This is a genomic window from Ideonella livida (genome assembly GCF_010499455.1).
Classification (GTDB): Bacteria; Pseudomonadota; Gammaproteobacteria; order Burkholderiales; family Burkholderiaceae_C; genus Ideonella; species Ideonella livida.
In genome coordinates this window covers 31,481-51,674 of record NZ_JAAGOH010000022.1, presented here as the reverse complement: position 1 = coordinate 51,674, position 20,194 = coordinate 31,481, and the positions used below count along the sequence as shown (strand labels likewise).

Genomic DNA, 20,194 nt, shown 5'->3' with positions numbered 1-20,194 from the left:
CCAGCCGCCAGCCCGCCAGCTCAGCCTCCCCCTTCTTTCCGCTGCAGGAGATTCAGCATGACCAACGCCCGTCGTTTCGCCCCCTCCCGTCTGATGGCTGCCTCCGCCGTGGCCCTGGCCTCCACCCTGTGGCTGGGCCAGGCCCTGGCCCAGCCCGCCAGTGCCCCGCAGGGCGCACCCGCCGGCCAGCCCCCCATGGCCTGTGACGGTGCCGGCCCCATGGGCGGCCCGGGTGGCCACGGTGGCCGCCATGGCGGCTGGGATCGCGACGACCGCGAGGGCCGCGACCCCGTGGCCCGGGCCGAGAAGCACCTGGGCCGCCTGAAGACCGAGCTCAAGATCACCGCCGCCCAGGACAAGGCCTGGCAGGCCTTCAGCGGCACGGTGGGCAAGCAGGCCGCCACCCTGAAGGAGCGTCAGGCCAAGGCCCCGGACCGCGCCGCCCTGGCCAAGCTCACCGCCCCCGAGCGCATGGCCCAGCACACCGAGGCGATGAAGCAGCGCGTGGCCGACATGGAGGTGATGAACAAGGCGGTCAAGGACCTCTACGCCGCCCTCACCCCTGAGCAGCGCACCACGGCCGACAAGCTGATGGACCGCCTGCACGCCGGCCATGGCGGTCGGGGCGACCGTGACGACCGCGGCCCGCGTGGCCACCACGGCCGCGGCTGAGCGCCACGACCGGTCGCGCCACCACCCCGCTCAGGGGTGGGCGGCGATCACCTCGGCCACCGCGGCGGTCAGCCGCGTGGCGTACTCCAGGTGCAGGAACTCGTTGGGCCCGTGGGCGTTGCTCTTGGGGCCCAGCACGCCGCAGACCATCATCTGCGCGGCCGGGAAACCCTGCTGCAGCAGGTTCATCAGCGGGATGGTGCCGCCCTGGCCGATGTAGCCCAGCGGCGCGCCAAAGTGCCGCAACGAGGCGCCATCCATGGCCTGGCGCAGCCACGGGGCCAGGCCCGGCGCGTTCCAGCCGGTGGCGCCCCAGTTGCCCACCCGACCATCGGGCTCGAACGTCACCTTGGCGTTGTAGGGCGCGTTGTCCTCCAGCAGGGCCTTGAGTTGCACAGCGGCCTCGTGGCCCTCCACCAGCGGCGGCAGGCGCAGGCTGAGCTTGAAGGCGGTATAGGGGCGCAGCACGTTGCCGGCGTTGGCCAGGCTGGGCATGCCGTCCACGCCGGTCACGCTCAGCGTGGGGCGCCAGGTGCGGTTGAGCAGCGCTTCCACCGGGTCGTCGGTGGTGGGCAGGGCCAGGCCGCCGTCGGCACCGCAGGCCCAGGGGTAGTTTTTCCACACCGCCTCGCCCAGGATGGCGGCGGTGGCCCGGGCCTCGTCCACCCGGTGGGCCGGGATTTCGCAATGGAACCCCGCCGGCAGCAGCTGGCCGCTGCGCGCATCTTCCAGCCGGTCCAGCACCTGGCGCAGGATGCGGAAGCTGCTGGGCACCAGGCCGCTGGCGTCGCCGCTGTGGATGCCTTCGGTCAGGATCTCCACCTTCAGCGTACCGGTGATGTTGCCGCGCAGGTTGGTGGTGAGCCAGAGCTGGTCGTAGTTGCCGGCGCCCGAATCCAGGCACACCACCAGGCCCACGTCACCCAGGCGCGGGCGCAGCACGTCCAGGTAGGCGGGCAGGTCGAAGCTGCCGGATTCTTCACAGGTCTCGATCAGGCCGACGATGCGCGGGTGGGCCGCGCCCTGGGCCTTGAGCGCCTCCACCGCACTCACCGCCGCGTAGAGGGCGTAGCCGTCGTCGGCGCCGCCCCGGCCGTAGAGCTTGCCGGCCTCGATCTTGGGCGTCCACGGCCCCAGGTCACTGCGCCAGCCGCTGAATTCGGGCTGCTTGTCCAGGTGGCCGTACATCAGCACGGTCTGGGTGCTGGCGGGCTTGGTGGCCGCCACCTCAAAGAAGAGGACCGGCGTGCGGCCCTCGATGCGCACCACCTCCAGGGTCAGGCCGGGCACCTTGCGGGCCTCCACCCAGGCGGCGGCATCGCGCACCACCCGCTCGATCAGGCCGTGGGCCTGCCAGCTGGGGTCGAACATCGGGCTCTTGGCCGGCACGGCCACATAGTCCACCAACGCGGGGGTGATGCGCTCGCGCCAGGCCTCTTCCACAAAGCGGGACAGGGCGGGGGTGTCAAGCAAAGGGGCGGGGGTCATCAGGTTCACTCCTTGTGGGGGTGTGGGCGTGCGGGCCCGGGCGGCCGCTGTCGGCAGCCTTCAGAAGGCGTACCAGAGCGCGGCGAAGAAATGGCAGATGCTGCCACCCAGCACGAAGAGGTGCCAGATGAAGTGCCCGTAGCGCAGGCGGTGGTCCAGCACGAAGACGCCCGCGCCCAGGGTGTAGCTCAGGCCCCCGGCCACCAGCCAGGCCAGGCCGGCGGCGGGCATGCGCTCCAGCAGCGGACCGGCGGCCAGCACCACTGCCCAGCCCAGCCCCAGGTACAGGCCGGTGGACAGCCACGGGTGCTGGAGCCGGTTGAGCAGCTTAACCACCACCCCCAGCGCCGCCAGGCCCCAGACCAGGCCGAACAGCGTCCAGCCCCAGCCGCCGTGCAGCACACCCAGCGTGAACGGGGTGTAGCTGCCGGCGATGAACAGGTAGATGGCCGCATGGTCCAGCCGGTTCAGCCAGGCCTTGGCGCGGCCAGCCGGCAGCGCGTGGTACAGGGCCGAGACGGCGTAGAGCACGATGGCCGTGGCGGCAAAGACACTGGCGGCCACCACATTGCGGGCGCTGCCCTGGCTGGCGGCCTGCCAGACCAGGATGGGCAGGGCCGCGATGGCCAGGGCCGCGCCCAGCCCGTGGCTGATGGCATTGGCGATCTCTTCGCCCAGGGTCTGGAGGCGGTCGCGGCCGGTGGCGGCCGCCAGCGGGGGCAGGGACAAGTCAGGGCTCCGGGCCCGCAGCCGCCGCCGGAGGGTGGCGGGCCTGTGGGACAGCCTGGATTCTGCCGGGCGGGACAAGCCCCTGCGGACGACCCGAAGGCGCGCTGTCGCCCAGGTGATTGGCCGGCGTGGGCCGGCGGCCTAGCCTCGACGCTCCACCCTTGCTGCCGCAGCCGCCACCGCCATGTCCCACGACGCCTTTGACCTCTCCCTGGACGCCCAGACCGGCATTGCCCGCCTGGTGCTCAACCGCCCGGAGCGCCTGAACGCGCTGGAGCCGGCCTTTTTCCCGGCGCTGCGCGACGCCGTGCGCGCACTCGACGATGCCGGCCAGACGCGGGTGCTGGTGATCCGTGCCACCGGCAAGCATTTCAGTGCCGGCATGGCGCTGGAGGTGTTTGCCGGTGCCGACGCCGCCACGCAAGCGCTGCTGGACACCCGCAACGCACGCCAGCGACTGGCCTTCCAGGCCGGGTTGCGTCGGCTGATGGCCTGCCTGACGGCGCTGGACGAGGCGCGCTTTCCGGTGATCTGCGCCATCCAGGGCGGCTGCATTGGCGGCGCGCTGGACCTGGCGGCGGCCTGTGACATCCGGGTGTGCACGGCCGATGCCTTCTTCACCGTGCAGGAGATCCACATAGGCATGGCCGCCGACCTGGGCAGCCTGCAGCGCCTGCCTAAGGTGATGCCGCAGGGCCTGGCGCGGCAGCTGGCCTACACCGGCGAGCGCCTGGGCGCGGAGCGGGCGCTGGCCTGCGGGCTGGTGAATGCGGTGCTGCCCGACGCCGCGGCGCTGGAGGCACATGCCCTGGCGTTGGCCCACGAGATCGCCGGCAAGAGCCCGCTGGCGGTGGCGGGCAGCAAGCTGGCGCTGAACTTTGCGCGTGACCACGGCACGCCCGAGGCCCTGGCGCAGATGACGCTGCTGCAGAGCGCCATCTTTGACATCGGCGAGATGGAGCTGGCCATCGACGCCTGGAAGCACAAGACCACCGCCACCTTTGAGCCGCTGCCGCCCACGGTGGGCGGCTGAGCGCCACGGGGGCAGCGCGGCCCGGTGGCTCACTCGGCCTTGATCACGGCGCAGGCGATGCGCGCGCCGGCGTTGCCGGTGGGCTGGGTGGTGTAGTCGTCGGGGCCGGCGTGGACGATCAGGCCGCGGCCCACCAGGCTGGTGGGCCCGGGGGTGAGGGTCACGCCGTCCAGGTGGAAGCTGAAGGTGGCTTTGCCGTTGGCATCGGCCTGCAGCGCGGGCATGTCACCCGCATGGTGGGCGGCGTGCTGCGGGCCGTGGGGCTTGCCATCGGGGTTGAAGTGGCCCTTGGTGCTCATGCCATCGCCGCTGCTGCAATCGCCCACCTCATGCACATGAAAACCGTGCTGCTGCCCGGGCTTGAGGCCGGTGACGCTGCCACTGACCATGACGTGCGCGCCATGCTGGGTGAACACCACCTGGCCGGAGGCGCTGTTGCCCTTGGTGGGCTGCAGCAGGGCCACGGCGGTGGGGTCGCTGTTGAAGGCGGCGCAGCCGGTGAGGGCGGCCAGCAGGGCGGCGGTGGCGGTCAGGCCGGCGCTTCGGACGAGGGACATGGGAGGACTCCGGTGGGGCGGCCGGCGCCGCAAGGCGCGCGCCGCGGTGTGGGGCGCCCATTGCACGCCAGGCCCGCCCGCCTGTCCAGCCCCGTGGCCGTGGTGGCGGGGCGGCGTCGGGACCGGCTGCTCAGCGGCTGCTCAGCGCCTCCCAGCGCTCCATCAGCGCCAGCAGCTCTTCGTCGATGGCGCCATGGCGGGTGGTCACTTCGGTGATGCGCGCTGCGCCCTGGGTGTAGAGCTCGCTGCCGCCGATCAGGGCGGCCAGCGTGGCCTGCTCCTGCTCCAGGGCCTCGATGCGGGCGGGCAGCTCGTCGAGCTCGCGCTGCTCTTTGTAGCTGAGCTTGGTGCGGGGCTTGGGCGCCGCAGGGGCGGCGGCCGGGGCGGCGCTGGGCGGGGGGGGCACCGCCGCCTCTGCCTTGGCGGCTTGTGCCGCGGCCTTGGCCTGGGCGGTGCGGGTGCGCTCGCGCTGCACCAGCCAGTCCTCAATGCCGCCTTCGTACTCGCGCCAGAAGCCGGCTTGGGTCTCGCCCTCCCAGGCAATGATGCTGGTGACCACGTTGTCCACAAAACGCCGGTCGTGGCTGACCAGGAACACGGTGCCGTTGTAGTCGGCCAGCAGTTCTTCCAGCAGCTCCAGGGTTTCGATGTCCAGGTCGTTGGTGGGCTCGTCCAGCACCAGCACATTGGCCGGCCGGGCAAACAGGCGGGCCAGCAGCAGGCGGTTGCGCTCACCGCCAGAGAGGCTCTTGACCGGCGAGTTGGCACGCGCCGGGGCGAACAGGAAGTCGCCCAGGTAGCTCATCACATGCTTGCGGCTGTTGCCAATCTCGATCCACTCGCTGCCCGGGCTGATGGTGTCGGCCAGCGTGGCCTCGGGGTTGAGCACCTCGCGCATCTGGTCAAAGTAGGCCACCTGCAGGTTGGTGCCGGTGCGCAGGGTGCCGCTGTCGGGCTGCAACTGGCCCAGGATCATCTTCAGCAGCGTGGTCTTGCCCACGCCGTTGGGGCCCACCAGGCCGATCTTGTCGCCGCGCAGGATGGTGGTGCTGAAGTCCTTGACCAGGGTGCGGCCACCGTAGCCCTTGGTCACGCCGTCCAGCTCGGCCACCAGCTTGCCGCCGGCGGCGCCGCGGTCGATCTCCAGGCGCACATTGCCCTGCACGTCGCGGCGCGCAGCGCGCTCGTTGCGCAGCTGGTGCAGGCGCTGCACGCGGGCCACGCTGCGGGTGCGGCGGGCTTCCACGCCCTTGCGGATCCACACCTCTTCTTGCGCCAGCAGCTTGTCAAAGCGGGCGTTGGCCAGGGCCTCGGCCTCCAGCTCGCGGGCCTTGGCGGCCTGGAACTGGGTGAAGTTGCCGGGGTAGCTGCGCAGCTGGCCCCGGTCCAGCTCCAGGATGCGGGTGGACACCATGTCCAGGAACGCGCGGTCGTGGGTGATGAGCACCAGCGCACCGCGGAACTCACGCAGCAGGCCGGCCAGCCAGTCAATCGCGTCCAGGTCCAGGTGGTTGGTGGGCTCGTCCAGCAGCAGCACCTCGGGGTTGGCCACCAGGGCGCGGGCCAGGGCCACGCGCTTCTTCATACCGCCCGAGAGGTTTTGCACCACGCCGGCCGGGTCCAGCACCAGGCGGTGCAGGGTCTCCTCCACGCGGCGCTCCCAGTTCCAGCCGTCCAGGGCCTCCAGGCGGGTTTGCACCGCGTCCAGGTCGTCGGCGGGGTCGTGGCGTTCAAAGCGCTCGCGCAGGGACTTGACCTCGGCCAGGCCCTCGCTCACGGTCTCAAACACCGTGGCGCCCGGCGTGAAGGCGGGCTCCTGCGGCACGTAGAAGCGCTGGATGCCGCCCTGCACCTGCAACTCGCCATCGTCGGGTTTCTCCATGCCCGCCAGGATTTTCAGCAGCGAGGACTTGCCCGCACCGTTGCGGCCGATGATGGCCACGCGCTCGCCGTTCTCCAGGGAAAAGTCGGCGTTGTCGAGCAGGGCCACGTGGCCAAAGGCCAGGTGGGCTTGAGTCAGGGTGATCAGGGCCATGGGGCCGGATTGTCGGCCAGGCAGCCCGCGGGCTTCAGCGCCGCGGCGCCGGCACCACCACCCGGCCCTGCCAGCAGTCCTCGTAGCGGGCCAGCAGGCGCTCGCGCTGCGGGGTGTCCAGCCGGGCCTCCAGGGCCAGCCAGCGCTGGGCCACGGCCTGCAGCGTCTCCAGCCAGTCGCGGGCGTCCTCGGCTTCGGCGGTCAGGTCGCGCGCCACGTCCACCTTGGGCGAGGTGACGGCCCGCTGGCGGCGCAGGGCCAGGCGCACGCGCCGCTCGTTCTGGGCCTGCAGGTCGTCCAGCTCGCGCAGCAGGGCGGTCAGCTCGGCCTGTGCGGGGGCCATGGCGGGATCGGCCAGCTCCTCGCGCAGCACGCCCAGCCACAGGCGCCAGGGGTCCGGGCGCAGCAGGTCCTCGATGGCGGGGGCGGCCTCGCGGGGGGTGGGGGCGCTTCGGCGGTCGCCGCCCGGTCCGCCCGGGCCTCCCGGCCCGCCCATGCCACCCGGAAAACCCTGCGCGCCGGCGTCGGCCGGGCTCAGCAGGGCCAGCACCATGGCGGCGCTGAGCGCGGCGGCGCCGGCGGTGCGCAGGCGGTCATGTCGAAGGCGGCCGGCGGCGGGCTGCCAGGGGGAGGGCGCAGGCATGGTCCGCATGCTGCGCGGCCCTTGTAAGGCCTGGCCGGGGCGTACGGTGATGTTTTGTAAGGCGGCGGCCGGCTCAGCCGGCCTGCAGGGCGCGCAGCAGCAGGCGGGCGCCGGCCACGTTGGTGGCGCAGGGCACGTCGTGCACGTCGCAGGCGCGCACCAGGGCGTTGATGTCGGGCTCGTGGGGCTGGGCGGTCATGGGGTCGCGCAGGAATACCACCGCGTCCACCTCGCCCACCGACAGCCGGGCGCCGATCTGCAGGTCGCCGCCCAGCGGGCCGCTCAGCAGGCGCTCCACCGTCAGGCCCACCTCGTCCTGCAGGCGGCCGCCGGTGGTGCCGGTGGCCATCAGGGTGTGCTGGCGCAGGAAAGGCGCGAAGTCGCGCGCCAGGGCGACCATGCGGTCTTTCATGCGGTCATGGGCGACGAGGGCGATGTGCATGCCGTCATTGCAGCATCCCGGGCGCCGCGGCGCCAAATGGCGCCGGTGACAGTCCGGGTACGGCACAGGGAATTGGCCCTGTGGGCCGTGCCGTGGCTCAGGTCAGCTGGCCCAGGGCCGGTGGCCCGGCGTGGTCAAGGCGGTTGGCGCTGCCCGCGGGGCCGTGCAGGTGGGCGGCCGGCACCTGCAGGTCCCAGCGCGGCGGCAGGGGCTGGCCAAAGCAGTGGGGGTCGGGCAGGCCCAGCCGCAGGCCGTCGAAGGCACGGGCCACCAGACCCATCTGCGCCGGGTTGACCTGAAACCAGTCCTGCTGCAGCACATGGGCCTGGCGCTCCACATGGGCGGCATGGTGCAGCGCCATGGCTTCGGCAAAACAGCCGAAGGCGGTGCCGCGTGGCAGGTGCAGCTTGTGGTGGCTGAGGCGACCCAGCACGTAGCGCAGCTGGGGCGAGTGGGCGTTGCCGGCGTCCTGGCGGATCACCCGGCCGCCGCAACGGGCCAGCGCCTCAGGGGTGAGGTTGGCGGGCTCGGCCACGTCCACCACCACCAGGCGGCGGCCCTCCGGGCGCAGCAGTTCAAGCTGCTCGGCGCTCAGTCGCGAGTCTGGGCTGTGGGTGCAAGTCACCACGATGTCAAAGTGGCCGGCGGTCTCCAGGTTCATGCACACCGGCAGCCCGGTGCGCGAGCTGAGCTCCTCCAGCAGGACCACCTGGCGACCCCAGCCCGCCACTTGGCACCCCTGGGCCTGGAGGTGGCGCGAAACGGCGGTGCCCAGGATGCCGTAGGCGCCCACCACCAGCACCCGCGCCTGCTGCAGCGTGGGCAGGCCGGCCAGCCGTGCGGCGCGTTCCACGTCGCGGCACAGCAGCCAGGCGGTGCCGTTGTCGCCCAGGGTGAAGAGCAGGTGCGGGAAGCGGGCCTTGAGGTCATGGCCATCCCGCCCGAACAGGCGTTTGGTGGACGCGGCCAACAGCACCACCCGCGCACCCTGGTCCTGGGCCCAGTCCACCGCGTCCATGAAGACCTGCCGTGCCCGGCGCCGGCCCTCGCGGTCCAGGATCTCGGCGGCCGTGACATTGAGGCCGCGGATGGCGCCCGCCACCGGGCCCAGGTGCAGGCGCGGGCCGCTGGCATGGCGGTCCAGGGCCGCGCCGGGGGTGAAGAAGCGCCGCCGCTCGTCCTCGTCGCGCAGGTTGGTGATGAAGGCCACGTCCAGCGCGGGCCGGTCGCTGAGCTGGCGCAGGTGGTGACGCCAATCGGCGGCGGCCAACAGGCTGCGCCAGACGGTGGGTTGGGTCAGCGGCATGGAAGGGCTCCGGGGCAGTGCGGTGAGGCGATGGCTTGACTGTGCCGAGGGGCGACGGGATCGGGGATACGGGACCCACCGTAATTGCGTGGCCGTCAGCCTCCCCCCCCGCCAAGCAGGCGGTCGATTTCCAGCGTCCGCAGCCGCCTGGCCGCCCTGTCTCAGCCTTTCAGCCCGGCAACAGGTGCAGCCCGTGCCGGGCCGCTGCCTGGCGCCACGGTGCCAGGTCCTGCGGGTCCGGCAGCATCAGGGCCCAGTTCCACAGTTGGCGGTCAAGGCGTTGCTGCTCGGCCAGAGGACACAAGGGTCCGGTCTTGCAATCCAACAATTCCACCCTACGTCACGACCTGCGCGCATCAACCACCTCGTCGCCAGGAAATCCAGCATGGCCAGACCGCTGCGGCTTCAGTTCTCAGGAGCCCTGTACCAGCGAGTGGGACACGTGTTCCAAGGTCGCGACAAGGCCGTGCTGGTCGAGCGCGAAGCGCACCTGTTGGAACTGATCCGCCACGTGGTGCTGAACCCGGTGCGTGCCGGCATGGTCAACGATGCCGCAGACTGGCCCTGGAGCAGCCATGCCGACGTGCTGGGTGGCCCCGATATGGCACCGAATTGGCTGGAAGTGGATCAACTGTTGCTGGCCTTTGGATCCACCAGGAAACGCGCTGTGGCGCGGTATGTGGACTTCGTGCGGGCGGGCGTGGGCGTGCCTTCGGTGTGGGAGGGCCTGCGAGGGCAGGTGTTTCTCGGCAGCGAAGACTTCGTGGTCGCCCTGCAGCAGGGCCTTGAAAGCGCGGATCAGGCGCTTATGGAAGTCCCGAGGGTGCAGCGCCGCAGGGCCCCTTTGCCGCTGGCCGAGTACGCCAAAAACCCGAACCGCGACGTTGCGATGGCCGAAGCCTACGCATCGGGCGATCACAGCATGAAGGCCATCGCTGACCATTTCGAGGTGCACTACGCAACAGTGAGCCGAGCGGTGCGAAAGGTCGAGGCTCAAAGGTCACTGCAGAAGAACTGACCACGCGAAGGCAATGTATGAATGCAAGACCTGACCCAGTTGGCCTTGACCCTGTTGGCCCTTCTCATCACTTTGACGCGTTGGTCTTTGACATGGACGGCGTGCTCCTGCAGTCCAATCACATCAAGCACGACGCCATGCTCGCCTTGTTCGATGTCGACGCGCAGAAAAAGGTCGCCATCGCCCAGTACAACCAAGCCCACGGCGGCGTCCCGCGAAAGCAGAAGTTCGCCCACATTTGGACTTGCATCCTTTCTCGGCCGTATGACGCGCAGGTGGAGCGTCAGCTGGCTGGCGCCTACGAACGTGCCCTCGAGGAGGCACTGAGCGCCGCGCCATTGGTCGAAGGTGTCGATGCGTTCATCGCCGGCAGCGACCTGCCTTGCTTCGTGTGCACCGCCGCGCCCGAAGACGAGGCGTCGCGCGTCCTCGCGGGCCGCGGGCTGCTTGCCCACTTCAAGGTCGTCTACGGAGGCTCCACCACCAAGGCGCAGGCGCTGGCGCAGGTGGCGTCAGGAGTCGGCCGCGCCCCCGAGCGCGTGCTCTTTTTCGGCGACTCGAAAGCAGACCTCGAAGCGGCACGTTCGGCTGCCGTCCGGTTCGTGGGTGTGACGCGTGAGAAGGTCGACTTTCTTGTTGGTTCGGTCCCGACGATCTTCAATTTCGAAGATCGCAAGTTGCTGGATCTCGCGCTCCACGCTGCAGCGACCGGAAGCTTCCCCGCCAAGTAGACAGTCGATTTCCAGCGTCCGCAGCCGCCTGGCCGCCCTGTCTCAGCCTTTCAGCCCGGCAACAGGTGCAGCCCGTGCCGGGCCGCTGCCAGGCGCCACGGTGCCAGGTCCTGCGGGTCCGGCAGCACCAGGGCCCAGGTGTGGTCATGCCCCTCGTACACCACCGCTTGCTGCTGTGGCAACAGCGCGTGTCGCAGGGGCCGCCGCCCGCCGCCCAGTGAGGGTGGGCGCCAGGCCATGGCCAGTGCCTGGGCTGAGGTGTAGGCGCGCAACCGCAGCTGTTGCTGGCGTCGGCCCTTGAAGCGAAAGTCCAGCCACTCGGTCTGTGCTGCACAGTCCAGGGCCCAGCCCCACAGTTGGCGGTCACGGCGCTGCTGCTCGGCCATGGGCACATGCACCAGGGCCTGCCGGGCCTCTGCCTCGGTCAGCCAGTGGTCAAACACCGAGAGCGCCATGTGGCGAAGACCAGGCACCGGCCGCAGGTCATGCACCGCGGGCAGCCAGTGGAACTGCCGGGCCAAGGCCCGCTGCCGCAGGCCAGGGAGGTTGCAGGTGCTGCGCATGGGGTGTGGCAGGTGTGCTGAGGGCTTGGCGGTGCTCAGGCGGAGTCCGAACGACTGGCCACCGCCGCGGGCAGGTGAACGCCAAAGCAGCTGCCGTGCCCCGGCCGGCTGCGCACCACCAGCTGATAGCCCGCCTGCGCGCACAGGCTGCGCACGATGAACAGGCCCAGTCCGTGGCCCTGTTCGCTGGCCTGCGGGCCCTGCTGGAACGGGGCCTGCAGGGTTTGCAGCTGGTGGGCCTCCAGCCCGGGGCCCTGGTCCAGCACCTGCAGCTCCAGCGCCCCGCCCGCGCGGTGGCGCACGCCCACCAGGATGTGACCGCGCAGCGTGTAACGCACGGCATTGCCCACCAGGTTGTGCAGCAGGCGGTGCAGGATCAGCGCGGAGCCGGCCACCTCGGCGCTGGTGTCCACGGCGCGCAGGCGCAGGCCTTTGGCCAACGCGCCGGCCTGGTGCTCCTGCACCACCTGGCCGATCAGGTGGCCCAGGGACACGGTGTCGGCTGCCAAGTGCTGGTGGTCCTGCCGGGACTGGGCCAGGATGTCGCGCACCAGGGTCTGGGCGTAGTCCAGCGAGCGCGTCAGGTGTTCGGCCAGTGCGGGCGGCGCGCCGCCACCCGCGGGGGTGCCGGTGCCCAGCTGGGCGTGCAGGGCGTCGATGGCCATGCGCAGGGAGGCCAGGGGCTGGTGCAGGTCGTGGCCGGCGCTGGCCAGGCGCAGCAGCTGCTGGCGTGCGCGCTCGTCGGCCTCCTGGCGGGCGGATTCCGCCTGCCACAGGGCCTGGGCGTCGACCAGGCGGCGTTCGCGCAGCTCGGCCTGCTCCCGCTGGAAACGCCGTACCCGCAGGATGAGCGCCAGGCTGAAGAAGGCGGTCTCGGCCAGCAGGCCGATCTTGGGGTACATGAACATCGGCTGGTCGGGCCAGGGGTTGTGGCCCAGCACACTCAGGCCAAACAGGACGAAGCTGAACAGCACCAGCAGCAGCTCGCCCAGCAGGTACAGGCGCGCACCGGGCAGGCGTTGCCACGCGGCGTGGGCGGCGGCCCCCAGGCTCAAGGGCACGTAAATCGCCGCGCACAGCAGCAAGGTGGCGTACCACAGCGGGTGCAGGCCGGTGGCCAGCACACCCGCCAGCGCCAGGCCCGCCAGCCCCACCACCAGCCCATGCAGCCGGGCCAGGCCCGGCGCCCGCACACGCAGCCGCAAAAAGCTCAGGCTGAACAGTGCGTGCAGGCCCAGCGCCAGGGCAGCGCCCACCACCGGCACCAGCTGGTTCAGGCCGGGCGACTGGGGCCACCAGAAGGCCAGGCCGTAGCCGCCAAAGACCCCCAGCAGAAAGGCATGCACCGACACCAGCAGGACAAAGTACAGGTAGGAGCGCTCTCGCGCCACGCGCAGCAGCACCAGCACCACGTCGATCAGCACCAGCATGGCCCCGACGATGAGCCCGTTGCGCCAGTCAAACCGCGCCTGCCGCACCTGCCACCGCGCCGGCGGCTCCAGCGCCGGCTGCAGGCGTCCGCCCGCATGCACCCGGTAGGTCAGGGCGATCTCGTTGAGCCCGGGGGCCAGCGTGACCGGCAGGCTCAGCCGGGGGGCGGGCAGGGGGCGGTCGGCCACCTGGCTGTCGGGGCCCAGGTGGACCTGCGCCAGTGGCGCGTCCCGGCCCGCGGCGGTGTGGGCCATGCTCAGGTGCATCGCGTCTGGCACGCCCAGGTCCAGCAGCAGGGCCACGGGTTCGGGGCCCGCCCAGTGCAGCCGGATCACGTCATGGTGGGCGGCCTGCAAGGGCGCCAGCCAGTGGGGCACCGTCGCCGTGCCCTGCCACGCCGGGCTGCCGGCGGGCGCGGGGCTGGAGCGCGTGCAGCCGCGCAGCGTCTGGGCGGGCAGTCCGGTGGCCACCTGGGCCGGCCCCAGCTGACAGGCCGCCGCCTCCTGCGCCCAGGCTGGCGACAATGCCCACCCTGGCAGCCACCACAGGGGCCACCACAGTGCCCGCAGCAGGGCTCCCCGCAGCAGGCGCCATGGCCACCGCGGCCCGCGTCCCCAGACCGATTGGGCCGCGGCTGCCGTTGACCGGATCGACTTCATGAACCTGCTCACCCCCACCCGCTTGTTGCTGGCCGACGACCACGCGATTTTCCGCGAGGGGCTGCGGCTGTTCCTGGCCAGCCAGCCTGGCTGGACGGTGGTGGGGGAAGTGGCGTCCGTCGACGCGGTGCTGCCCCAGGTGCAGGCGCTGGCGCCGGATCTGGTGCTGCTGGACTTTCACATGCCCGGGGGCGATGTGCATGCCCTGATCCGCTACCTCAAGCAGCGCGACCCGCGCCTGAAGGTGGTGCTGCTCACCGGTTCGGGCTCGGGCGTGGTGCTGCAGCAGGCCGACCTGGCCGGCGCCGACGGCCTGCTGCTCAAGGAGATGGGCGGGGCGGCCCTGCTGGGCCACCTGCAGGCCGTGATGCAGGGCATCACCGTGCGCCCGCCCGAGGTGATGGAGCGTGTGGCCGAGGTGCAGGTGCAGCTCACCCCCCGTGAGCTGCAGATCGCCCGCCTGGTCTGCGAGGGCCACAGCAACGCCACCATGGGCGAGCTGCTTCACCTCTCACCCAAGACGGTGGACAAGCACCGCGAGAACCTGATGCGCAAGCTGCAGACCCGCAATGTGGCGCAGCTCATTGGCAAGCTGCAGGCGCTGGGGTGGCTGGACCCGCCCGCCTGATCAGGCGCGCAGCGCCGCCTCCAGCGCGTCCACAAACAGCGCCGCCACGTCGCAGCCGGTCTGGTCAAAGATTTCCTGGAAGCAGGTGGGGCTGGTGACGTTGATCTCGGTGAGGGTGCTGCCGATGACGTCCAGGCCGATGAGCAGCAGGCCACGGGCGGCCAGCTTGGGGCCGATGGCGGCGGCAATCTCGCGGTCGCGCGCGCTGATGGGCTGGGCCACGCCCTTGCCACCGGCGGCCAGGTTGCCGCGCACCTCGCCACCCTGCGGAATGCGCGCCAGGCAGAAGGGCACCACCTGCCCGCCAATCACCAGCACGCGTTTGTCGCCGTCCACGATCTCGGGCAGGTAGCGCTGCACCATGAGGGTCTGGGCGCCGTCGCGCGTCAGGCTCTCCAGGATGGCGCCCAGGTTCAGGCCGTCGTCCTTGACGCGGAAGATGCCCATGCCGCCCATGCCGTCCAGGGGCTTCAAGATGATGTCGCGGTGCTCGGCATGGAAGGCCCGCACGTCGGCCGCGCTGCGCGTGACCAGGGTGGGCGCGATGAACTCGGGGAACTCCAGGATGGCGAGCTTCTCCGGGTGGTCGCGCAGCGCCTGCGGGCTGTTGAAGACGCGGGCGCCTTCGGTCTCAGCCCGCTGCAGCAGGTGGGTGGCGTAGAAGTATTCGCTGTCAAAGGGCGGGTCTTTGCGCATCAGCGTGGCGTCAAAGTCGGCCAGCGGGCGCACGGCCTCGGCCACCACGGTGTACCAGTCGTGCACGCCATAGCCGCTCTTGCCGGTGAGGGTGATCTCCTGCACCCGGGCGCTCACCGGGGTGCCGCGCTGCCAGTGCAGGCTGCCGGCCTCGCAGGCAAACAGGCGGTGCCCGCGGCGGGCGGCCTCGCGCATCATGGCGAAGGTGGTGTCCTTGTGGATCTTGAAGCTGTCCAGGGGGTCGGCGACGAAGAGCAGGTTCATGGTGGCGTCGGAAGAAGGGGCAGGCCGCAGTGTGCCTGCGCCGGCCGGCCTTGGCCGGGCCCGGGGTTTGCAGGGCACCGGGCCCGCGGCCTGCGGGTCTTCACCGTCTGCCTGGGTTGCGCAGGCGCTCCACACTGGGGGCGCACGCCGGCCCGGTGCCGTACGGGGTGGGCCGGCACGCCTTTCCGTCCAGACCCTCATCCGTTTGGCGCCGCGCGCGTCCAGACCGCATGCCATGGCCATTTCTGTCTTCGACCTGTTCAAGATCGGCATCGGGCCCTCCAGCTCGCACACCGTGGGGCCCATGCGCGCTGCGGCCCTGTTCACCCGCCGGCTGGCGGCCGACGGCCTGTTGCCGCAAGTGGCCCGCGTGCAGGCCGATCTGTACGGCTCGCTGGGCGCCACCGGCAAGGGCCACGGCAGCGACACCGCCGTGCTGCTGGGCTGGCTGGGTGAGGAGCCCGACACCGTGGCGGTGGAGACCATCGCCCCGCGCCTGGCCCAGGTGCGCGCCACCGGCCAACTGCCGCTGCTGGGCACCCACCCGGTGGCCTTTGTGGAGAAGACCGACCTGGTGATGCACCGGCGCGAGAGCCTGCCGCTGCACGCCAACGGCATGCGCTTCTCGGCCTTTGACGCGGTGGGCGCCCGCCTGGCCGAGCGCTGCTACTACTCGGTGGGTGGCGGCTTTGTGCTGAGTGAGGAGGTGATGGCCGACGGCGCGCGCGCCCAGCGCATCGCCCCGGACGCCACCGTGCTGCCCCTGCCTTTCCACAGCGGGGCCGAACTCCTGGCGCTGTGCCAGCGCGAGGGCTTGAGCATTGCCGGGGTGATGCGCGTGAACGAGCGCCACTGGCACGACGACGCCGCCATCGACGCCGGCCTGCTGCGCATCTGGGCCGTGATGCAGGCCTGCGTGCAACGCGGTTGCGCCACCGAGGGCACGCTGCCCGGCGGCTTCAAGGTCAAGCGCCGCGCGCCCGAGCTGCACCGCCAACTCTGTGCCCATCCCGAGAAGGCCCTGCGCGACCCGCTGCAAGTGCTGGATTGGGTCAACCTCTATGCCCTGGCGGTCAACGAGGAGAACGCCGCCGGCGGCCGCGTGGTGACCGCGCCCACCAACGGCGCGGCCGGCATCGTGCCCGCCGTGCTGCATTACTACTGGACCTTTGTGCACGGCGCCACACCGGCCGGCGTGGTGGACTTTCTGCTCACCGCCGGCGCCATCGGTCTGCTCTACAAAGAAAACGCCAGCATCTCCGGCGCCGAGGTGGGCTGTCAGGGTGAGGTGGGCGTGGCCTGCTCCATGGCCGCCGGGGCCCTGTGCGCCGTGCTGGGCGGCACCCCCGAGCAGGTGGAGAACGCCGCCGAGATCGGCATGGAGCACCACCTGGGCCTGACCTGCGACCCCGTGGGCGGCCTGGTGCAGATCCCCTGCATCGAGCGCAACGCCATCGCCTCGGTCAAGGCCATCAACGCCGCGCGCATGGCGCTGCGCGGCGACGGCAGCCACTATGTGAGCCTGGACAAGGTCATCAAGACCATGCGCGAGACCGGCGCCGACATGCTCACCAAGTACAAAGAAACCGCCCGCGGCGGCCTGGCCGTCAACATCGTGGAGTGCTGATCGGTCAAGGGGGATGCCCCCCGGTTGTTGCTGGAAGTTTCCTGCCGCCCGGCATACTGCCCGGCATGGCGAAATCCAAGACTCTCAAGCTCTTCTGGTGGAAGGGCAACGACGGGGTGCCCAACCTGGGCGACGAACTGGGGCCGCTGCTCTTTGAGCGGCTCTTCAAGCTCCGCGTGGCGTTTGCGGGCATGCAGCAGTGCGAGGCCATCTCGGTGGGCTCCATCCTGGGCTGGCCGGTCAAGAGCGGCCTGCTGGACAAGCGCAGCACCCCGCTGCACGTGCTGGGCTCGGGCTTCATGCACGGCCGGCGCATGGACGTGCCGGCCAAGACCAAGGTCAAGGTGCACTTTGTGCGCGGCGCGCTCTCGCATGCCAAGCTCGACCCGGACAACCCGCAAGCCGGGGTGATGGGCGACCTGGGGCTGCTCACCGGCGATGCGGTGCGGCCCAGCACCCGCCGCGTGCGCCCCTATCTGCTCATTCCCCACCACAGCCGCATCCAGGACCCGCGCTACCAGGCCTTTGTGGCCCGCCACCCCGGCGCCGCCATCCTGGACATGCGCACGGCCGACCTGGACGCCGCCTGCCAGATGATCAGCCAGTCCGGCATGGTCATCAGCCAGAGCCTGCACGGTCTGGTGATGAGCGACGCCCTGGGCGTGCCCAATGTCTGGCTGCGCGGCGAGACCCTGCACGGAGGGGCCGACTTCAAGTTCTTCGACTACTTCTCCTCGGTCGGCCGGCCTTCGCAGCTCTCGGTCAGCGCCCTGGACGCGCCCGACACCCTGCTGCAGCTCGAACGCAACGCCTTTGAGCTGGGCCGCGCCACCCTGATGCGCCTGAAGGACGACCTCTACCGCGCCACCGAGGGCTTTCTGGCCAACCGCTGAGGCGCACCCTTCCGGTGCCGCTCAACGGTGCCGCTCAACGCCGCCGCCCCACCCAACGCGTCACCCGCGCCAGGCCTTGGTGGCCGGGGCCCTCGTCCAGCGTGGTCTCGGTCTCCTCGCCGTGCAGTTCCTCCAGCAGGTCGCTGAAGTCGGCCTGCAGCGTGGCCAGCGGGTAGAGCATGTCCACCTCGCGCGGGCCGCCGCTGGCGCCCTGCAGCTCGGTCCACTGTGTGGGGTGGAAGGCCTCCAGCAGCAGCACGCCACCGGGCTTGAGGCCCTGCGCCAGCGCGCGGTGCGCCTGCTGGCGGAAGCTGGACGGCAGGTGGGTGTAAACCAGCACCACCGCATCCCAGGTGTCGGGGACGGGTGCCCACTGCGCCAAGTCCGCCACCTGGGTGGCGTAGTGCGTGGCGCAGCCTTGCGCAGCGGCGAGCTGGCTGGCCTTGGCCAGGCCCACGTCTGATGCGTCCACCGCCAGCACCTGATGGCCCTGTGCGGCCAGCCACACGCCGTTGCGACCCTCGCCATCGCCGGGCACCAGCACCTGGGCGCCGGGCGGCAGCAGGGCCGGCGCCTGGGCGCGTAAGAAGGCATTGGGGGCGGTGCCGTACTTGAAGCCGGGGGCGGCGAAGCGTTCGTTCCAGAAGGCGGACATGGCAGGCAGGTGGGGGAAAGCCAGAATCCGGCGCATTGTCCGACTCGCCTGAGGCCGCATGACCGTCACCCCCGCCGCCGCCACCTCCCGTCCCAGCCCCCTGCGCGCCCTCCACCATGTGGCGCTCATCGTCTCGGACTACGCCGCCTCACGGCGCTTTTACGTGGACCTGCTGGGCCTGGCCGTGGTGGGCGAACACTTCCGCGCCGAGCGCCAGTCGTGGAAGCTGGACCTGGCGCTGCCCGACGGCGGCCAACTGGAGCTGTTCAGCTTCCCCTCGCCCCCGCCGCGCCCCAGCCGGCCCGAAGCCTGTGGCCTGCGCCACCTGGCCTTCTGCGTGGCGGATGTGGCGGCCCTGGCCGCCTGGTTGCAGGGCCAGGGCGTGGCGGTGGAGCCCCTGCGGGTGGACGAGTTCACCGGCCGGCGTTTCACCTTCTTTGCCGACCCGGACGGGCTGCCGCTGGAGCTGTACGAGGACGCACCATCGGCCTGAGCCCGCGCCGGCGGCCGGGGCGACGGTACGCCTTCGCGCGGGCCGCCCGGCCAGGTCATTGGTAGCTGCGCGCGTCCTCAATCACCTTGCCATCGTTGGGCAGGCTGCCCGGGGCCAGCAGCTGCACCTCGGCGCGCAGCTTGGTCACGTCGCGCACGGCGTCGGCGATGCGGGCGGCCAGGCCGTCGGGCTGGGTGGCGGCTTCCACTTTCAGGGTCATGCGGTCGGTGGCCATTTCACCTTCCACCACCAGGCGGGCCTTGAGCGCCTCGGGGAAGCGGCGCAGCACCTCGGCCACCTGGCTGGGGTGCACGAACATGCCGCGCACCTTGGCGGTCTGGTCGGCGCGGCCCATCCAGCCCTTGATGCGGCCGTTGCTGCGGCCGGTGGGGCAGGGGCCAGGCAGCACGGCGGAGAGGTCGCCGGTGCCAAAGCGCACCAGCGGGTAGTCGGGGTTGAGGGTGGTGACCACCAGCTCGCCCACCTCGCCCTCGGGCACCGGGTCGCCGGTGCCGGGGCGCACGATCTCCACGATCACGCCCTCGTCCAGCACCAGGCCCTGACGGGCGGTGGTTTCATAGGCGATGAGGCCCAGGTCGGCGGTGGCGTAGCACTGGTAGGCGGCAATGCCGCGCTCGGCCAGCCAGTCGCGCAGCGAGGGCGGGAAGGCTTCGCCCGAGACCAAGGCCTTGCGCAGGCTGCCGAGGGCGGTGCCGCCTTCCGCCGCCTTTTCCACCAAGATCTTCAGGAAGCTGGGGGTGCCGATGTAGGCCTGGGGCCGCAGTTCGGCCACCGCCTGCAGCTGCAGCTCGGTGTTGCCCACGCCGCCGGCAAAGGTGGTGCAGCCGATGGCATGCGCGCCACTTTCCATCATCGAGCCGGCGGGGGTCAGGTGATAGCTGAAGCTGCAGTGCGCCAGATCACCTGCGCGCAGGCCGGCGGCGTACAGGGCGCGGGCCATGCGCCAGTAGTCGGTGCCCTCGCCCTCGGGTTCGTAGATCGGGCCGGGGCTCTGGAACACGCGGCGTGCGCCGCGCGGGTGGTGCAGGCCGGTCCAGCCGATGGCGGCAAAACCGCCGAAGGGGTCGCCGCCGGCGGCCCGGGCGGCCTGCTGGCGTTCCAGCAGTTCGTGCTTGCGCACCACGGGCAGGGCCGCCAGCGCGGTGCGGCTGCTCACCTGCGCCGGGTCCACGCCGGCCAACAGCTCGGCGTAGGCGGTGGTGCGTTGGGCCTGGGCCACCACCCCGGGCAGGGCGGCCATGAGGGCGGCTTCGCGCGCGGCGGCCGGGCGGGTCTCCAGGGCGTCGTAGAAATCACTCATCGCTGTCGCTCCAGCCGGCAAGGTTCTTCTTCACCAGCGCGACAAAGTCGCGCACCTGGGCGCTGTCTTTCAGCGCCTTCTGTGGGGTCCATTCCGGGCTGCGCGCCGGGCGCTTGACCAGCGCCACCTGCAGCGCAGCGCCGTCCACCACCGCGCGGGCGATGGCGCTGCCGCGCCGCTCAAAGCGGCCCTCGCGCTCCGTCAGGCCCAGCTCACGCAGGTCGCGCCGCAGGCGCTGCAAGGCCTCGTCGGGCTTGAACGCTGGCGGCTCGAATCCCCAGTCTTCGTCCATCGTCGTCTCCAGCGTGCG

General features: G+C 71.3%; 21 protein-coding genes. 8 read left to right on the top strand and 13 right to left on the bottom strand.

Annotation, left to right across the window (positions count from 1 at the left end; all coding sequences use genetic code 11):
• The first annotated feature begins 57 nt into the window (after nt 1-57).
• Nucleotides 58-672, top strand: a complete 615-nt coding sequence (locus G3A44_RS16600) for a Spy/CpxP family protein refolding chaperone (RefSeq protein WP_163458867.1) — start codon at nt 58-60, stop codon at nt 670-672.
• Between the two features lie 30 nt (nt 673-702).
• Here G3A44_RS16600 and G3A44_RS16595 read toward each other — a convergent pair whose 3' ends face one another.
• Both G3A44_RS16595 and trhA read right to left on the bottom strand, forming a co-directional pair.
• Entirely contained in the window at nt 703-2,160 is a 1,458-nt protein-coding gene (locus G3A44_RS16595) for a M20 family metallopeptidase (RefSeq protein WP_163458866.1), read from the bottom strand.
• 60 nt (nt 2,161-2,220) lie between these two features.
• On the bottom strand, nt 2,221-2,889 hold the full coding sequence (gene trhA, locus G3A44_RS16590; protein WP_239061926.1) for a PAQR family membrane homeostasis protein TrhA: 669 nt from the start codon (nt 2,887-2,889) through the stop codon (nt 2,221-2,223).
• A 184-nt stretch (nt 2,890-3,073) separates the two neighbouring features.
• Between trhA and G3A44_RS16585 the strand changes: the two genes are divergently transcribed.
• Nucleotides 3,074-3,922 carry an enoyl-CoA hydratase-related protein gene (locus tag G3A44_RS16585; protein WP_163458865.1) on the top strand — a complete coding sequence of 283 codons (849 nt, stop codon included), beginning with the start codon at nt 3,074-3,076 and terminating at the stop codon, nt 3,920-3,922.
• Between the two features lie 29 nt (nt 3,923-3,951).
• Here G3A44_RS16585 and G3A44_RS16580 read toward each other — a convergent pair whose 3' ends face one another.
• The 5 genes from G3A44_RS16580 to G3A44_RS16560 form a co-directional block, all read right to left on the bottom strand.
• Nucleotides 3,952-4,479: a superoxide dismutase family protein gene (locus G3A44_RS16580; protein ID WP_163458864.1), complete on the bottom strand. Its 528-nt coding sequence runs from the start codon at nt 4,477-4,479 to the stop codon at nt 3,952-3,954.
• 130 nt (nt 4,480-4,609) lie between these two features.
• Nucleotides 4,610-6,514 (bottom strand): ATP-binding cassette domain-containing protein, encoded by a 1,905-nt coding sequence (locus tag G3A44_RS16575; protein WP_163458863.1) that lies wholly within the window; start codon nt 6,512-6,514, stop codon nt 4,610-4,612.
• 34 nt (nt 6,515-6,548) lie between these two features.
• A complete protein-coding gene (locus G3A44_RS16570) occupies nt 6,549-7,157 on the bottom strand; it encodes a hypothetical protein (protein WP_163458862.1) in 609 nt (202 codons plus the stop codon).
• Between the two features lie 73 nt (nt 7,158-7,230).
• The gene (locus G3A44_RS16565; protein WP_163458861.1) at nt 7,231-7,599 is read right to left on the bottom strand and encodes a methylglyoxal synthase; all 369 of its coding nucleotides are present in this window, start codon (nt 7,597-7,599) and stop codon (nt 7,231-7,233) included.
• Nucleotides 7,600-7,696: 97 nt separating this feature from the next.
• Nucleotides 7,697-8,905, bottom strand: coding sequence for a hypothetical protein (locus tag G3A44_RS16560; RefSeq protein ID WP_163458860.1), 1,209 nt, complete (start codon nt 8,903-8,905; stop codon nt 7,697-7,699).
• Nucleotides 8,906-9,290: 385 nt separating this feature from the next.
• Between G3A44_RS16560 and G3A44_RS16555 the strand changes: the two genes are divergently transcribed.
• On the top strand, nt 9,291-9,923 hold the full coding sequence (locus G3A44_RS16555) for an addiction module toxin RelE (protein ID WP_163458859.1): 633 nt from the start codon (nt 9,291-9,293) through the stop codon (nt 9,921-9,923).
• Between the two features lie 17 nt (nt 9,924-9,940).
• On the top strand, nt 9,941-10,654 hold the full coding sequence (locus G3A44_RS16550) for an HAD family hydrolase (RefSeq protein ID WP_375138671.1): 714 nt from the start codon (nt 9,941-9,943) through the stop codon (nt 10,652-10,654).
• Nucleotides 10,655-10,704: 50 nt separating this feature from the next.
• Here the strand turns inward: G3A44_RS16550 and G3A44_RS16545 are convergent, their stop codons facing one another.
• Nucleotides 10,705-11,217: a hypothetical protein gene (locus tag G3A44_RS16545; protein ID WP_163458857.1), complete on the bottom strand. Its 513-nt coding sequence runs from the start codon at nt 11,215-11,217 to the stop codon at nt 10,705-10,707.
• Between the two features lie 35 nt (nt 11,218-11,252).
• On the bottom strand, nt 11,253-13,172 hold the full coding sequence (locus G3A44_RS16540; protein ID WP_163458856.1) for a sensor histidine kinase: 1,920 nt from the start codon (nt 13,170-13,172) through the stop codon (nt 11,253-11,255).
• A gap of 133 nt (nt 13,173-13,305) precedes the next feature.
• Here G3A44_RS16540 and G3A44_RS16535 point away from each other — a divergent pair, with 133 nt between their 5' ends.
• The gene (locus G3A44_RS16535) at nt 13,306-13,935 is read left to right on the top strand and encodes a response regulator (protein WP_163458855.1); all 630 of its coding nucleotides are present in this window, start codon (nt 13,306-13,308) and stop codon (nt 13,933-13,935) included.
• Here G3A44_RS16535 and gshB read toward each other — a convergent pair whose 3' ends face one another.
• Entirely contained in the window at nt 13,936-14,895 is a 960-nt protein-coding gene (gene gshB / locus G3A44_RS16530) for a glutathione synthase (protein WP_163458854.1), read from the bottom strand. It abuts the gene before it with no gap.
• Between the two features lie 235 nt (nt 14,896-15,130).
• On the opposite strand from gshB, the gene G3A44_RS16525 reads away from it, so the two are divergent.
• Nucleotides 15,131-16,522, top strand: a complete 1,392-nt coding sequence (locus G3A44_RS16525; protein WP_163458853.1) for an L-serine ammonia-lyase — start codon at nt 15,131-15,133, stop codon at nt 16,520-16,522.
• A 65-nt stretch (nt 16,523-16,587) separates the two neighbouring features.
• A complete protein-coding gene (locus G3A44_RS16520) occupies nt 16,588-17,415 on the top strand; it encodes a polysaccharide pyruvyl transferase family protein (RefSeq protein ID WP_163458852.1) in 828 nt (275 codons plus the stop codon).
• A 34-nt stretch (nt 17,416-17,449) separates the two neighbouring features.
• On the opposite strand, the gene G3A44_RS16515 is transcribed toward G3A44_RS16520, so the two are convergent.
• Nucleotides 17,450-18,070: a class I SAM-dependent methyltransferase gene (locus tag G3A44_RS16515; RefSeq protein ID WP_163458851.1), complete on the bottom strand. Its 621-nt coding sequence runs from the start codon at nt 18,068-18,070 to the stop codon at nt 17,450-17,452.
• Nucleotides 18,071-18,128: 58 nt separating this feature from the next.
• Between G3A44_RS16515 and gloA2 the strand changes: the two genes are divergently transcribed.
• Nucleotides 18,129-18,563 (top strand): SMU1112c/YaeR family gloxylase I-like metalloprotein, encoded by a 435-nt coding sequence (gloA2, locus tag G3A44_RS16510; RefSeq protein WP_163458850.1) that lies wholly within the window; start codon nt 18,129-18,131, stop codon nt 18,561-18,563.
• Between the two features lie 55 nt (nt 18,564-18,618).
• Here the strand turns inward: gloA2 and G3A44_RS16505 are convergent, their stop codons facing one another.
• Entirely contained in the window at nt 18,619-19,884 is a 1,266-nt protein-coding gene (locus G3A44_RS16505; RefSeq protein WP_163458849.1) for a phenylacetate--CoA ligase family protein, read from the bottom strand.
• Nucleotides 19,877-20,176, bottom strand: coding sequence for a hypothetical protein (locus tag G3A44_RS16500; RefSeq protein WP_163458848.1), 300 nt, complete (start codon nt 20,174-20,176; stop codon nt 19,877-19,879). Before G3A44_RS16500 ends, G3A44_RS16505 begins: the two co-directional genes overlap by 8 nt.
• Between the last annotated feature and the right edge of the window lie 18 nt (nt 20,177-20,194).